The 16,727-nt window shown below is 66.7% G+C and carries 7 protein-coding genes; all 7 read left to right on the forward strand.

Annotated features, from left to right (window positions below; all coding sequences use genetic code 11):
- Positions 1–169 precede the first annotated feature (169 nt).
- Positions 170–1,339 carry an ATP-binding protein gene (locus tag KA248_15055; protein MBP7831225.1) on the forward strand — a complete coding sequence of 390 codons (1,170 nt, stop codon included), beginning with the start codon at positions 170–172 and terminating at the stop codon, positions 1,337–1,339.
- A gap of 32 nt (positions 1,340–1,371) precedes the next feature.
- Positions 1,372–1,590, forward strand: coding sequence for a hypothetical protein (locus KA248_15060; GenBank protein MBP7831226.1), 219 nt, complete (start codon positions 1,372–1,374; stop codon positions 1,588–1,590).
- 199 nt (positions 1,591–1,789) lie between these two features.
- Positions 1,790–2,140, forward strand: a complete 351-nt coding sequence (locus KA248_15065) for a hypothetical protein (protein ID MBP7831227.1) — start codon at positions 1,790–1,792, stop codon at positions 2,138–2,140.
- Between the two features lie 364 nt (positions 2,141–2,504).
- Positions 2,505–3,650 (forward strand): FIST C-terminal domain-containing protein, encoded by a 1,146-nt coding sequence (locus KA248_15070; protein MBP7831228.1) that lies wholly within the window; start codon positions 2,505–2,507, stop codon positions 3,648–3,650.
- 4 nt (positions 3,651–3,654) lie between these two features.
- Positions 3,655–5,157 (forward strand): PAS domain S-box protein, encoded by a 1,503-nt coding sequence (locus KA248_15075; protein MBP7831229.1) that lies wholly within the window; start codon positions 3,655–3,657, stop codon positions 5,155–5,157.
- Positions 5,154–5,822: a response regulator transcription factor gene (locus tag KA248_15080; GenBank protein MBP7831230.1), complete on the forward strand. Its 669-nt coding sequence runs from the start codon at positions 5,154–5,156 to the stop codon at positions 5,820–5,822. Before KA248_15075 ends, KA248_15080 begins: the two co-directional genes overlap by 4 nt.
- Before the next feature lie 226 nt (positions 5,823–6,048).
- On the forward strand, positions 6,049–16,727 hold a 10,679-nt coding region (locus KA248_15085), incomplete at its 3' end, for a DUF2341 domain-containing protein (GenBank protein ID MBP7831231.1).

Genomic DNA, 16,727 nt, shown 5'->3' on the forward strand with positions numbered 1-16,727 from the left:
GGACGGTAGTATCTCCTATCTGCGCCATAGGCCCGCCCCAGACCGTTATCCCGTGGTTTTGCTCCAATGGACCCCCATTCGGAAAGTTTGACCGCACAAAAACGGAAACTTTGAAATCCTCACCACATCTTGAAAATCGAACATTGACCTTTCGTTTTTCCTACCTACCATGACGCCCATGATTGCGCGACCCCAGTACCTGGCGCTGATCAAGGAGCGGCTGCGGCACAATCCGGTCGTGGCCCTGCTGGGCCCGCGGCAGTCCGGCAAGACCACGCTGGCCCGGATGTACGCTGCCGGCAAGGCCGGGGACTACTTCGACCTGGAGTCGCTGGGCGGCCTGGACCGGCTGGCCGAGCCGGAGGTGGCGCTGGCGCCGCTGCGGGGCCTGGTGGTGATCGACGAGGTCCAGCGCAAGCCGGAGCTCTTCCGGGTGCTGCGGGTGCTGGCCGACCGCCGGCCGCGGCCGGCGCGGTTCCTGATCCTGGGCAGCGCCTCGGCGGGGATTGTGCGGGGCGTGTCGGAGTCGCTGGCCGGCCGGGTGTCGTTCGTGGACGTGTCGGGCTTCAGCCTGGCGGAGGTCGGCGCGCGGCGCGCGCGCCGGCTCTGGTGGCGGGGCGGCTTCCCGCGCGCCTACACGGCGGCCTCGGACGCCGTCTCGGCCCAGTGGCGGGAGGACTTCATCCACACGGTGCTGGAGCGCGACCTGCCGGCCCTGGGCATCACCATCCCGGCGGCCACGCTCCGCCGGTTCTGGACGATGGTGGCGCACTACCATGGGCAGAAGTGGAACGCGGCGGAGCTGGCCCGGTCGCTGGGCACTTCCGAGCCGACGGCGCGGCGCTACCTGGACCTCTTGAGCGGCATGTTCCTGCTGCGCCAACTGCCGCCGTGGTTCGAGAACGTGGGCAAGCGGCAGGTGAAGGCCCCCAAGGTCTACGTGCGGGATTCCGGGCTGCTGCACAGCCTGCTGCGCCTGGGCGCCTGGGCGGCGCTGGAGGCGCACCCCAAGCTGGGCGCCTCGTGGGAGGGCTTCGCGCTGGAGCAGGTGCTGGCCCTGGCGGGGGACCGGGACGCGTACTACTGGTCGGCCCATAGCGGGCCGGAGTTGGACCTGCTGCTGTTCCGGGATGGCCGGCGGATCGGGTTCGAGTTCAAGTACGGCGACGCGCCGGCGCTGACGGTCTCGATGCGGACCGCCATGGCCGACCTGAAACTCGACCACCTGTTCGTGGTGTTCCCGGGGATGCAGGCGCTGCGGTTGGCCGAGAAGGTGGAGTTGCTTCCGCTGACGCAGTGGCCGGAGCGCTGGCGGCGCTACGTCCGGGAGGGCGCATAACGCCGCCGGTCGTGTTGCATCAAGGAGGGCCGATGCCGGACAACGTCAACGAGAAGGCCTTCGAATCCGCCATCGAGGCCGCCTGCTGGGAGGCGGGGGATACCAGCCAGGCAGTCGCGACGCGCATGGCGCAGAACGAGGACATCACCGCCCGGTTCATGAACGAGGAGGATTTCCGCCGTATCGTGGGGCAGCACCTGACGAAACAGGTGTACGACCAGATCAACCAGCCGGCGGCGCCCCCGCAATAACGGCTGGATGTTCTGGTTTTTGAAGCGTGCGCCGGGTGACTGGGTTAAGCCGAACGCGTTGCGGAGGAAGCGGAGAGACCTGGAGAACACCGCCGAGCAGTTCGGGGAGGTCGCCGAGGACCTCGGGAAGCCGTCGCCATGACCCAGGACCGGCGGGAGAAGGCCGTGAACTTAAAAAAAGCCTGTCTGCGCACAATTGTTGAAGAATCCCGTCCTCCGCCCGCCGGTCCGCCTGGTGGACTACCCCAAACTGGGCCGCGTCCTCGCCAGTGGGCTCAAGACGAGCCGATATGGCGAGCGCTTCATCGAGCAGATCCAAAAGCTCATCCCCGCCGCCAGCCAGCCGTCCGTCAACACGTTGTACCTGGCCGTGCGCTTCGCCCGCTTGTTCACGACGGAGGAGGTCCGGCGGATGGACAAGTTGCAGTGGAGCAAGAGACAGGTTGAAAAAAACCGTGGCGTGATGTGGTCAAGCTGCTCGGGCTGGTTGGACCCCAGGTGGCGGAGAAAAAGCGGAAGACGAACTGGACGAAAATCCGGAGGGCGCTAGAGTCGAAAGACGTGGAGGCCTTGAAGAAGCGGGTCAGGAAAAGCTGACATCCGGTTGCGGTCCTGATTGCCCAGTCAGCGAAGGGGGTAGCCGCGGCTCCGCGGGGTTACGGCACGATCGTTATCCGGTAGTGACTCGGGGATGAACATGGCTCATGCGGCCTATGTCATCGTGTTGCGGCGGATGGTGAATATTTCGGCTTTATCGGCGACCCAAATCGCATGGCCCTCGAACCGCGTCCCGCCATCTGCCCGATGATGCTCGCCTGCCTGTCGCGCATTAGTTTGACATTTGGGCGGCGGAACAGAACAGTATCACCCATGATGCCTCCAGGTTCTGGACGCGCGAATACTGGACGCCAGCCATGAAAGCCGAATCGGCTTATTCGCTCTGCCCCGATCCCTACCGGGCAGGGGTGGAGTTGGGCGAGCGGCTCCGGCCGGTTTCTCCGGAGGTCGTTTTTCTCTTCTCCTCGATTCATTACGCCGGCACCGATGAACTCCAGGGCGGCCTGTGCGATGCCCTCGGGGGCCCGGTCCCGATCATCGCGGGCGCGACGGGCGACGGTTTTTTCGAACGCGAGCGGGATTCGCTGATCGGCGCGTCCGCGCTGGGGCTGCATACGGAAGGGAAGGGGGCCTGCGTCTGGGCCCGCGCGAACGGGGTCGCGCGGGATGTGTCCGGCGCGGTGACCCGGGGCCTGGCGGAACTCCGCGGCAAGGCCCGGCCGCGGGAGCTGCAACTCGTGTTGGCCTTTTCGGATTTCCGCACGGACGCCAGTCTCCTCGAGCAGGCGCTTCAGCGGGAATCCTCCTGCCCGGTGGTCGGCGGCCTCGCGGGAGACGATTACGAGGTAAAGCGCTGCGGCGTGTACTGCAACGGGGAGACCGTGGAGGACGCCGTTGTTTTCGTCGGCCTGGCCGGACCTATCCCGTTCGACATCCGCGTCGCCCGCGAACTCCGCGCCTACGGGGAGATCGGCGAGGTGACCCGCTCGGAAGGCCGGAGCATCCTGGAGATCGACGGCGTGCCCGCGATGGCCTTCGTGGAGAAGGCCGTGGGCAAGCCCGTTTTGCGCAGCGAGAAAGGCATCGTGGCGTTTCGCGTGTACCGGGGCTCCAGCCGTACAACCTATTGCATGCGCTCGATCATCGGCGAGTTCGGCATCGGCGACGGAACCGTGGCGCTGCTCGGAAAGATCCCCGCCGGCGCCCGCGTGCAGGTGTGTCTCGCGGACCAGGAGGACATGCTCGCGGACACGCGCCGCGTCGGCGCGCCGGGGAAGAGCGACATCGCGGCGGCGCTGCTGGTCAATTGCGCCGGCCGCGCGGCCTGCCTTCGCGGAACGGAGCGGCGGGAGGTGGACGAGTTCTTTGCAGCCTCGGGTCAGCGCGTGCCCCTGGCCGGCTTTGCCTCGTTCGGCGAAATCTCATCGCTCAAGGCGGGGAAAGGATACGGACAACCCCTGTTTCATAACATGACCGCCGCGTGGCTGCTGCTGGGGACCTGAAGAAATGGCCAATGTCCGCCATGTATCGCTGGTGCAACCGCCGCCGCCGGGCTTCGCCGGGCCGTCCCCGTCGGCGAAGGACCTGCTCGGCGGCTACATTGTCCTGCTCACGCACCGCGAGGAGGAAGTGGCCGCCCTGGTGCCGGATTACCGGAACCGCCTGCGGGGCCTCCTGGCGATCCCCGGCGGGCCCGCCGACCTCGAACGGATCGGCGGACTGCTCTGGAAGATCGGCGTGGCCCAGGAAGAACTCTCTGCCTTTCATCGCATGGCGGGACCGATCCTGGAACTGGTCCGCTATGCCGGCCAGCTTTGGGACGGGGCGGAGCAGACGCGCCTGATACTGGATCGCTACAGCCGGGATTTCCGGGTGCTTCAGCAGGATTTCCACGGCATCGCATCCAAACTGCAACGCCATGTCATGCAGGCGGATGCGATGAACGTGAAGTTGGACGGCCAGATGAGGAAGCTCTCGGAAACCATGTCGAGCCTGCGCGAGTCCGAGCGCCGCTACCGGGCCTTGTTCGAGGGCGTCCATATCCTGATTTCCGTACACGACCTCGAGGGCGTGCTCCTGGAGGGCAACCGGGAGTTTTATAGCACGCTCGGGTATCGGAAACGCGACGTCGGCCGCCTGAAGATCCAGGACTTCTGGGAGCGGATCCCCTTCGCGGGAAGTCCCGGGTTGGGTACCGGGGCCCCGTTGCGCAAGCCGCTTTACATGGAAGGCGAGTACCGCGACGCCCGGGGCGAGTGGTTGCCGGTCCAGGTCGGCATCCACCCGATGCGTCTCGGCCGGCAGCCCGTGCTGATGATCACCGCGCGCGACGTCAGGGAGCGGCGCGAGATGGAAAATATATCCGAACGGATCAGCGAGCGGGAGCGGCAACTGCTGGGTTGGGAGATCCACGATGGGCTCGGTCAGTATCTTTCGGCGCTGACCTTCCAGTGCAAGACCCTCGCGCAGAAGATCGGCGCCGCCGGCTCGCTCTCCCCGGCGGACATCGACGCCATGGCGGCGCTGGTGGACGAGGCCGTGCAGGAGGCCCGCTCCATCGCGCAGTATCTGTTTCCCGGGCCGCTGCTGGAGCATAACTTCCGGCAGGCGCTGGCGGAACTGGTCGAGATGACCGCGCGTCACTTTTCCGCGGATTGCCGGTTGATCTACGAACTGGCGCGCGAGCACCTCTCGCCGGACATCTCCATGCACCTGTACCGGATCGTCCAGGAGGCCCTTCGCAACGACATCCGGCACGGCCAGGCCACCCGGATCCGCGTCATCCTTCGCCCCCTGGATGACGTTCGCGCCGAACTGGTTATGGAAAGCGACGGACGCCCGGCGCTACGGCAGCAGGAGAAGCGGGCCGGGCTGGGCCTGGCCATCATGACGCAGCGGGCGCGCCTGATCGGGGCGGAACTGACGTACGGCCTGGGGGTGCGGAGCAAGACCCTGCTGCGGTGCGCTTTTCCCCTGGGTGAGAGCCCTCGCGGGGAGGCCAGCGTATGAAAACGGATACCTCAAGCCCTGTCATCCGTATCTTCGTGGTGGACGACCATCCCATCGTGCGCAAGAGCCTGGCGGACATGTTCAACTCCACGCCGGGCCTTTGCACGGTCGGCGACGCGGCGAGCCCGGCGGAGGCGATCGAGAGAATCGGGAAGACCGCGCCCGACCTGGCCGTCGTGGATCTGGAGCTGAATGGCGCGAGCGGGTTCGACCTGATCGGGAATTTGAGACGCCTCCATCCGGCCTTGCGGATACTGGTCCTGTCCATGCACGACGAGCAGCGCAAGGCGCAGCGGGCCCTTCGGGCCGGCGCGCACGGCTACGTCATGAAAACGGCGGGGGCCGACGAGATTCTCCAAGCCGTGCGCCGGGTTCGCGCGGGGGAACTGGTCGTCAGCGAGGCGGTGCATCAGCAACTCGTCGCGAACGCCGCCGGGCAGGCCACGGGCCTCGACGGGCCCGAACAGCTGCTCTCCGATCGCGAGTTGCAGGTCTTCGAGGACTTGGGCCGGGGTTTGTCGCCGGCGCAGACGGCCAAGGCCCTGGGCGTCAGCGTCAAGACCGTGGGCACCTACCTGGCCCGCATCAAGGAAAAGTTCGGCCTGGCACATACCCGCGATCTGGCCCGCAAGGCCTACGACTGGGTTCGCTCCAGCAGTGAATAGCCTTTCCTTCCGTTTCAAAGCCGTTTCTGTGTAGGTAAATTGCCTACATGAAAAACAGTTGTGCACCTACAGACACGCATGCAGGTCTTCTCTAATATTCTTCTATTCAGATGAGGTCTGTCTTTCGCCAGTTGCCGGGCCGGGTAGCCGGATCCGGGAGCCGTACTGTGCGGCGGCCTGCCGCCGATTGTTTTTTCGCACGCCGATACGACACGGGAGTCCGAACATGAAACACGCCATCCGCATGCTCATGGCCTTGGCCGCGCTGGTTCTCGCCCCTCCGGGTTCGGCCCGGGGCGACCTGACTAACGTCTGGCAGAAGGCGGTGGTCATCAGCAACCAGGCGGCGACGGCGTTGACGGATTACCAGGTACGGCTCGCGGTGGCGCACGACACGGACATGCAGTCCGATTTCGACGACCTGCGTTTCGAGGATGCCGCCGGCGATCCGCTGGCGTTCTGGGTGGAGCAGTACGAGGCGGGCGTCTCGGCGGACGTCTGGGTCCGGGTGCCTTCGATTCCCGCGAACGACACGGCCGTCGTGTACATGACGTACGGGGACTCGAACGCGGCATCCGCGAGCGACGGGGACGCCACGTTCGAGTTCTTCGACGACTTCTCCGGGACGACGCTGAAGGACGGCTGGACGTTCTGGAACCCCGGGGGGAACGATGACTACTCGCTAACCGAGCGGCCGGGATGGATGCGGATCAAGGTGATCGGGGACAGCGACACGTGGTCCAGCGCGAACGGCGCGCCGTTCTTGTACATCAGCCTGTCCGCGGATACGAACTACGTGATCCGGGCGCGCGAAGACGCCTCGGGCGTCGCGTCGGGCCGGCACCAGTTGCTGGCGTGGATCCGGAGCTTCTCGACGGGTTCCGAGGCCAAGGGATATTTCGGGGCGTATACCGCGGCCACGACGCTGAAGTACGAGGCGGACGGCACGGTCGGGTCGAGCATGAGCGCGGCGAGCGCCGTGCACTACACGCGGCTTCGCAAGGTCGGCGGCACGGTCTACTACGACGGCAGCAGCGACGGGACCGCCTGGACGGCCGTGGGTTCGCACACGCCGGCGTCCGTGCCGGGGTACTGGGGCCTGGGCGGCAAGTCGTGGGGCGGGGGCAGTAGCTTCAATGCGGACTTCGACTACTTCCTCGTGCGCCGGTATGCGACGGCGGAGCCCGTGGCGGAATTCGGTTCCGCGGAACCGCTGCCGGTCATACTGATTGCCGGTCGTGTGACGGACGCCGGGAGTGGCGCGGGCGTGGACGGGGTTCAGGTGAACTTTTCGGGGGGCGCCTTCGAGGTGACGGCTGAAGGCGGATACTATGGGCACCTGGTTCCCGTAGGATGGAGCGGAACCGTTACGCCGACGTATCCGATGGCCACGAGTTTCGATCCCACAAACCGGAGTTTTGCATCGGTGGTGAGCGATGACACCAACGCGAATTTCACCGTGGCCTTGCAGTCCACCGGCTTGGGGACGGGCGGCTCGGTCACGGACGTGGGGGGATACCGGATCCATGCGTTCACCAATGTCGGTGCGTTCACCAACTTCAGTGTCTCGCTCTGTGGCGAAGTTGATATCCTGGTCGTGGCGGGCGGGGGCGGGACCTGCGGCGGCTCGGGCGGCGGCGGTGCGGGCGGGGTGATCTACACCAACGCCTACACCGTGGCCCCGGGGACCTATGCGATCACGGTCGGGAGTGGTGGCACGGGGGCCGCGTGGCCTTCCGGCGGCGGGACCGGCGGGAACAGTTCTTTCGATTCGCTCACGGCTCTCGGCGGCGGCTACGGATCCCACGTGGAAGGGGCGGGCGGCAGCGGAGGCTCGGGCGGCGGCGGGGCCTACGGCGCCGGTGGCGGTGCAGCCACGCAGCCCGGTTCCGACTCGGGCGGTTACGGGAACACCGGGGGCAGCGGCGTGGGGTACAGCAGTCCCGGGTACCCGGGCGGTTCGGGCGGCGGCGCGGGTGGGCCCGGAAACAGTCCCTCCGGCAACAACGGGGCCAACGGCGGGGTCGGGCTGGAGTTTGCGCAGTTCGCGCCATGGGGATATCCCACGGGCTGGTTCGGCGGCGGCGGCGCGTCGGGCACGCGCAGCAGCGGGACGGCGGGGACTGGCGGCCTGGGCGGCGGCGGGGACGCCACGGTGGGGGCGGCGCCCGGCAATCCCGGGAAGCCGAACACGGGCGGTGGCGGCGGGGCGGCGGGGGAACAGGCGACCGGCGGCGCCGGCGGCTCCGGCATCGTCCTGATTCGCTATCCTCTCATCACCTCGCCGACCATCAGCGGGCGGATCACAAACGCGGTCAATGGACTGGGCATCGAGGGCATCACGATCCTCGTATCCGGGACCAGCAGCGTGACGACGGTGTTCGGCGGGTACTACACGGCCATCGTGCCCGTCAACTGGACGGGCACCATAACGCCGGTGTGCAGCGGGGTGTTCACGCCGGCCGGCCGCAGTTACGAAGATGTGACGGCCAGCATAGAGGGCGCCGATTTCTCGTGGGATCCGCAGACCGGCATTTCGGCCATCGGCGGTGTACAGGCTGCCGAGCAGGCCATCAACGGGATTGTCTATTCCCTTCATGCCTTCACGAACGCCGGGACGACCACCAACTTCATTGTGAGCGGGATCAGCAACCTGGAAGTGCTGGTCGTGGCCGGCGGGGGCGGCACCTGCGGCGGCTCGGGCGGGGGCGGCGCGGGTGGCGTGGTGCATACCGGTTTCTACGCCGTGAGCGACGGCAGTTACACGGTGACCGTCGGGAACGGCGGCGCGGGTGCGGGCTGGGCATCCGGCGGCGCGCCGGGCGGGAACAGTGTGTTCGATACGCTGACGGCGTTGGGCGGCGGCTATGGATCCCACGCGGAAGTAACGGGCGGGAGCGGCGGGTCGGGCGGCGGTGGCGCCTACAACGGAACAGGCGGTTCGGCGACCCAACCCGGGTCCGCATCGGGAGGGTACGGCAACACGGGCGGGACCGGCGGCGGGTTTGTTAATCCCGGCTATCCGGGCGGTTCGGGCGGCGGTGCGGGCGGGCCCGGGAATAGTCCGTCCGGCAACAACGGGGCCAACGGCGGCATCGGCTTGAAGTTCACTCAATTTTCAGCCTTCGGTTATCCGCCCGGCTGGTTCGGCGGCGGAGGCGCTTCGGGCACGCGCAGCAGCGGGACGGCGGGGACCGGTGGCGCGGGCGGCGGCGGCAACGGCACGGTGGGCGCAGTGGTCGGGAACCCCGGCAGGCCGAACACGGGTGGCGGCGGCGGGGCGGCGGGGGAACAGGCGACCGGCGGGGCCGGCGGCTCCGGCATCGTCCTGGTTCGCTACGCGTACACCGAGCCGGCGGAGATCAGCGGCAGGATCACGGATTCCGGAACCGGCGCCGGCGTGGACGGCGTCGTCGTGGAGTTTTCAGGCCTGGATTCCGTGACGACGGCGGGCGGGGGGTACTACACGGGAGTGGTGGGCGGCGCGTGGAGCGGGACGGTTACCCCGACGTATGTCAGCGGGGTCTTCATCCCGTCCTCCCGGGTCTACACGAACGTGCAGGAAGACCAGGCGGGCCAGGATTACCAACTGCTGGACGTGGCAGCGCCGGGGTCGTTTGATTTGCTCGGCCCCACCAACGGGAGCGTCCTTTTCATTTCAGCCGATCTTCAGTGGGAACCGGCCACGGACACGGAGGCCTATGATGTGTACGTCGGAGTGAACGAGGATCCGGTCTGGAGGGCGTCGGTCACCACCAACACGATGACCTGGGCGTTCCCCGGGGACGGAACGCAGCAATGGTTCGTGGTGGCCAGGAACGCCGCAGGATCCAACCGGGCCCCGGAAACCGGGACGTGGGAATTCCTGGGTTACACCCCCCTCGAACTGACCGGTAATGTCACCATCGCGGAGACTAATTTCTCCTATGACCAGAAGGCCGTCATCAAGAACGGTGGAACGTTGACGATAAACGGCCCGCACACGTTCGCGAGCTTGATCCTGACGAACGGGGCGACGCTCACGCACGCCGCGGCCACGACGACCAATGCGCCGCGGCTGGAACTGACCGTGCTGGAGACGCTGAACGTGTCGTCCAACAGTTCCATCAACGTCAGTGGGAAAGGCTATCGGGCCGGCCGGACCCAGCCCAACAGCACGACGAACGCGAGCTCGGGCAGCTCCGGGGGCAGTTACGGCGGCCGGGGCGGGGATTACAACGGAACTGCGAACGCCCTGTATGGGGACTTCCGCAATCCGAACGAACCGGGCAGCGGCGGGGCGGCGGTCGGCGACCAGTGCCCCGGCGGCGGGCTGGTCCGCATCACGGCCGGCACCCTGCAATTGGACGGCACGATCCTGGCAAATGGAACCAGCCAGTCTTATTACCAGGACACCGCCGGGGGCAGCGGCGGCGGCATTTACCTGAACGTGTCCACGCTCGCGGGCTCCGGGGAAATCCGCGCGGCGGGCGGCAACGCCAATTACCGCGGAGCGGGCGGCGGCGGGCGAATCGCGGTGTACTACGACACGCTGAACGGTTTCGATGTAACCGGCCGGGTCAGCGCGGCGGGCGGAACGGGTTCGGCGGCCGGCGCGCCCGGCACGGTATTCCTCCAGGCCGCGAGCGCGGTCGGGCAGTTACTGCTGGACCGCAAGACCGGCGGCACGGGAAGCGCGTGGCTCTGGCTGCCGGACGGGGCGGAGAGTTATGAGGGCGAGGTGGTGATCCAGGGCACGGGCACGTACGTGGAGGTGCGCTCCGCGGGGATCACGCCCATCCACCTCACGCTCTTGAACGGAGGCGTGTTGACGCACGCCGCCGCCACGACGGTGGCGGAGTACAGGCTGGAAGTCAACGTGCTGGGCACGTTGGCCGTCCTGGGCGGCGCCCGGATCGATGTGAGCGGCAGGGGGTATCGGGCCGGTCGGACCTATCCCAATACCACGACAAACGCGAGTGCGGGCAGTTCGGGAGGCAGCTACGGCGGTCGGGGCGGGAACTACAACGGGACGGCGAATGCCGTGTATGGCGATTTCCGGAACCCGAACGAGGTGGGCAGCGGCGGCGCGGCGGTGGGCGACCAGTGTCCGGGCGGCGGGCTGATTCGCATCACGGCCGGCACCCTGCAACTGGACGGCGCCATCCTGGCCAACGGGACCAGCCAGTCCTACTATCAGGATACGGCCGGCGGCAGCGGCGGCGGTGTGTATATCAGTGTGGGCACCTTCGCGGGCACGGGGGAAGTGCGGGCGGTGGGCGGCAACGCCAATTACCGGGGCGCGGGCGGCGGGGGTCGCATCGCGGTGTTGTATGAGACGTTGAGCGGCTTTGACCTCACCGGCCGTGTCAGCGCGGCCGGCGGGACCGGATCGGTCGCCGGCTCACCGGGCACGGTCTACATGAAAGCGGCGGGAGATGTGGGGTGCGTGGTGATCGATCGGAAGGGCGGCGGGACCGGGACCACGACGCTCGGGGTGCCTCAAGGCGCCCCGGCCTATGCGGAGAATGCCACGATCAAGGGCACCGGCGTGTATGTCGAGGTGAGTTCCGCGGCCTTCACGCCCACGAATTTCTCTCTCGTGGATGGCGCGGTGCTTTCTCACGCCTCGGCTACGGCCTCGCAGGAATTCCAAGTCGCCCTGACGGTGTCGGGCACCTTGTATATCTCAACCAACTGCTCGATCAATGTCAGTGGGCGGGGATACTTGCCGGGACGGACGTACCCGAACACGACGAACAACGCGAGCACGGGCAACACCGGCGGGAGTTATGGCGGGTTGGGAGGCGGGACCACCTCGCCGGTGTACGGCGACTTCCGCAATCCGAACGAGCCGGGCAGCGGGTCGGGGCCGATCAACGGTTCATCCGCGGGCGGCGGCCTTGTCCGGATTGCGGCGGGTACGCTGCACGTGGACGGGGGGATTTACGCCAACGGGAACAACGCGGGCGGAGCCGGAGGCGGCGCGGCTGGCGGCGGCATCCGGCTGGACGTGGGAACCCTCAAGGGCAGCGGCCAGATCACCTGCAACGGCGGGACGGGCGACACGCAGTACAGTCCCAACGGCTACGGCGGCGGCGGCGGAAGGATCGCGGTCTACTACGACGCGGTCGACGGCTTCGATCTGACCAATCGCCTGTCGGCCCTCGGGGCGACAGGCGCGGGCCACGGGAGTGCGGGCACGATCTTTTTAAAACAGGGCAGCGAGCCCGGTACGCTCCTGATTTGGAACAAGAACATAACCCGCAACCGGAACACGCCGGTCTGGCTGCCGGCCGGAACAAACTACACTGAAAACATCGTAGTGAGCGGCACGGGGCAGGTCGCGGAAATCACCTCGGCCGGTTTCGAGCCCGCCAACCTTTGGGTGAAAGACGCCGCCACGCTGGTGGTGAACGGCGATCAAGTCTTGAGCAATGTCTACCTGGCGGCCGGCGGCAAGCTGACCCACACCCCGGCATCCGCGTCGCAGGATTACCTCCTCAACCTCATCGTGAAGGGCGTACTCTCCGTGGCCAGCAACAGCGCGGTGGATGTGACGGGCATGGGCTGGCTCAAGGGTCGGACCTACCCGAACAATACCACCAATGGCGCGGCGACGGGGACGGCGGGCGGAAGCTACGGCGGCCTGGGCGGGGCGTATAACGGCACCCCGAACGCGATCTACGGCGACTACCGGAATCCCAATGAGAAAGGCAGCGGCGCCGGCGCGGCCAACAGCGGCGGGGCGGGCGGCGGCCTGCTGCGGCTGACGGTCAACATTCTCGACCTGGCGCAGGGCGGCGGGTTGTGGGCCAACGGCGGCGCGGGCGGCGGGGCGTCCGGCGGCGGGGCGGGCGGCGGCCTGTACGTGGACGTGCTGACCCTTCGCGGCGCGGGCACAATTTCCGCCGCCGGCGGCAAGGGCGATACCCAGTACAACCCGAACGGCGGCGGGGGCGGCGGAGGCCGCGTGGCGGTCTACTACGGCGCGTTGGACGGCTTCGTTCTGACCAACGTGACGGCGCGCGGAGGAGCGGGGAACATCGCGGGAAGCACGGGTTCCGTCCACCTGGCCAACCAGCAGGCCCCGGTCCGGTTGAGCGCGCTGTCCCCGTGGGGCTTCATCCCCGGGCCCGTCACGCAACTCGATATCCGCTTCTCGACGCCTCTCCAGGAAGGCTCGCTCGATCTGTCGGACATCGATTTCCGCCGGTCGGGCGGTGAGCCCATCGGACTGGCCTCCGTGGTCCAGACCGGACCCTTCAGCGCGCAGATCGGGCTGGCGGCGGCCGTGTCCAACAGCGGGTTGTACACGGTCACGATCGGGACGAACGTCTTCAGCCTGTTCGGCGCGCGGCCCGAGGCCGCGAACAGCAGCAACTTCTACATCATCGCCGAGGCGCCCAATCCGCCCGTGGTCACCAATTTCGCGTACCCCCCCCTGACCAACGATCTGCGGGCCGTGACGGCGACGCTCCAGGGGACCCGGGGCGACGATTCGTCGGTGTGGATCGGCGGAGTGGAGCGGGCCACGAATGCTTCCGGTGAGTGGGCGGCGTCGGTCTCGTTCACCCAGGGCCTCAATTATGTTTCGTTCTTTGCCAAAGATCTGGCCCTGAACAGTTCCGAAACCAATGTCCTCGTGTTCCTGGCCGACACGGTCGCGCCCGCGGTGACCGCGGTGACGCCTTCCAACGGCAGTTTCACCAACGAGCCGCCGACTGCGATCCGGCTGACCTTCACCGAGGCGACCAGTGGCCTGGACTGGCCGGCCTCGACCTGTACTGTCATGCTCGCCGGTTCGCCGATAGAGGGCGAGTGGGCTGTCACGACCAACACGCTGACATTCACGCCGGCCGCCACGCTGGGAGACGGCTATTACGATGTTTCGGCGCGGCTCCAGGACCGGTTGGGGAACTCCTCGTTGTTCACGTCCGCGTTCTACCGGACCACCTGGCTGTACGACACGACCATCGTATCGAGCATTACGGTCTCAACGAACGACACCTCGTTGGACAACAAGAGCATCTTGATCCGGGGCGCCACTGTGACGATCAACGGCCGGCATGCCTTCTCCAACCTGTACCTGATCAACGGGGCGAGGATTCAGCACTCCGCGGCCACGGCGTCGGTGGCCTATGAAACAGATCTGGATGTGGGCGGCTTGCTGTATGTCAGCCCGGACTCGGCCATTGATGTCAGCGGCAGGGGATACCTGGCCAAGAGAACATGGCCGAACACAACCAACAACGCGGCCACCGGCTATTCTGGCGGCAGTTATGGCGGGCTGGGCGGGCCCTATAGCGGGGTGGCTAATCCTGTGTATGGCAGTTTCCTGAATCCCAATGAACCTGGCAGCGGCGGCGGGCAGCAGGCCGGTGGCGGCCTGGTGCGCCTTCAAGCCAGACGCCTGGAACTGTGGGGATACATCGCCGCTGACGGTGTCAACGGAGGCTATTATTCCGGCGGTGGAAGCGGCGGCGGCATCCGAATTGACGCCCAGGAACTGGCCGGAACCGGTCAGGTCCGCGCACGAGGTGGTAACAGCAGTAATGGATACGGCGGTTCGGGCGGCGGCGGCCGAATTGCGCTCTATTATCAAGTGCTGGATGGCTTTGAACCAGGCAGGCAAGTCACCGCTTCGGGCGGCGGAACAGCCAATCCGGGCAGCGCGGGGACCATCTACCTTCAAGGTCCGGAAGGACCGGGTACGGTGGTGTACGACAGCCAAGGCATCAGTTCCGGTGTCGCCACTCCGTTCTGGCTCCCGGACGAGGGTCAGTTCAATGGCTTCGTGACGGTGAAGGGGGCGGGTTTGCTGGTCAGGACGGCCTGGCCTACAAACACGCTTCCGCCTGAATTTCTTGTGGATAGCAACGCAACCTTGCTGGTGGATACCGCGTGTACGTTCAGCAATGTAACGGTGCTCAACGGGGCCAAGCTTTCGCACTCGCCGGCGACAAGCGCCATGGCCTATGGGATGGATGCCGTGGTATTGGGAACTCTGCTCGTATCTACCAACAGTTCGATTGACGTGAGCGGACGGGGTTATGTGGCCGGCCGGACCTGGCCGAATACGACGACCAACGCTGCTTCGGGCTATTCCGGCGGGAGTTATGGCGGCGTGGGCGGTGCGTACAGCGGTTCTGCAAATCCCATCTACGGAGACTTCCGCAATCCGGATGCACCCGGCAGCGGTGGCGCTCAACAGGCCGGCGGCGGGCTGGTGCGCTTGCTGGTTAATCGCTTGGAGCTAAACGGATTGATTTCCGCGGATGGCAATAATGGGGGCTACTACTCGGGGTCGGGAAGCGGCGGCGGCATCCGGCTGGAGGTCAAGATCCTAGCCGGAGCGGGACAGATTCGCGCCAATGGAGGCAACAGCAGTAATGGGTATGGCGGGTCCGGCGGCGGCGGCCGGATAGCCCTCTATTATGAGGAAGTAGAAGGCTTTGGCCTTACCAACTCGGTCAGCGCGGTAGGCGGTGGCTCGGCCAACCAGGGTTCCGCGGGAACCATTTATCTGAAAAAGACGGGGGAGATCGGTGAACTGCTGATGGACAGCAAGAATGTGTCGCGCACACTTGGCACGCCACTATGGGTGCCGGACGGCACGAATTACGAGGAAAACGTAACCGTACGCGGCACCGGGCAATACGCAGAGGTGCGATCGGCCGGCCTGGTGATTTCAAACATGCGGATTATCGATGGCGCCGTGCTGACGCACGCGGCGGCGACCGCCGCGACGAACTACAGCCTGAACCTGACCGTGCTGGGGACGCTGCACGTGGCGAGCAACAGCGCCGTGAGCGCAAGCGGAAAGGGATACCCGGCCGGGCGGACCTATCCGAACACGACCACGAATGCTTCGACTTCCAAGTCCGGCGGAAGCTACGGGGGACTGGGCGGCTTGTATTCTGGCAATGTGAATCCGATCTATGGCGATTTCCGCGATCCCAACGAAGTGGGAAGCGGTGGCGCCCAACAACCGGGCGGGGGGCTGATCAGGCTGCAGGCGGGCCGGGTGGAACTGGAGGGTGTGATTTCGGCGGACGGGACCACCGGAGGCGCGGAGCAGGGCGCGGGCAGCGGAGGGGGGATACGATTGGATGTCACCACCCTGGTGGGGTATGGCCAGGTGCGGGCCCTGGGCGGAGGCAGCGGGTATTGGGCGGGAGCAGGGGGCGGGGGACGGATCGCCCTGTATTACGAAGACGCGAGTGGGTTTGACTTGACGAATCGCGTGACGGCGGCGGGGGGAAGCTATGACGTGCAGGGCGCGGCCGGCACGGTTTATCTACAGAAAAGCGGGGAGCGCGGCCGACTGGTGATAGATCGGAAGGGCGGTGGGAACAAAGCGGCCTGGCTGTGGCTGCCCGAAGGGACGAACTTTACGGAAGACGTGATGTTGCGCGGGACGGGAACGATAGCGGAGGTGAGGTCCTCCGGGCTGACCCCGTCGAATATGTATATCGTGGACAGCGCCGTGCTGACGCACTCGGCGGCGACCGCCGCGACGAACTACAGCCTGAACCTGACCGTGCTGGGGACGCTGCACGTGGCGAGCAACAGCGCCGTGAGCGCGAGCGGAAAGGGCTACCTGGCCGGGCGGACCTATCCGAACACGACCACGAATGCCTCCACGTACAAATCCGGAGGCAGTTATGGCGGACTGGGAGGCGCCTATTCCGGCAATGTGAATCCGATCTACGGCGATTTCCGCGATCCCAACGAAGTGGGCAGCGGGGGCGTCCAGCAACCGGGCGGGGGGCTGATCAGGCTGCAGGCGGGCCGGCTGGAACTGGAGGGTGTGATTTCGGCGGACGGGACCACCGGAGGCGCGGAGCAGGGCGCGGGCAGCGGAGGGGGGATACGATTGGATGTCACCACCCTGGTGGGGTATGGCCAGGTGCGGGCCCTGGG

The organism is Kiritimatiellia bacterium, from assembly GCA_018001225.1.
In the GTDB taxonomy this organism is placed as follows: domain Bacteria; phylum Verrucomicrobiota; class Kiritimatiellia; order CAIQIC01; family JAGNIJ01; genus JAGNIJ01.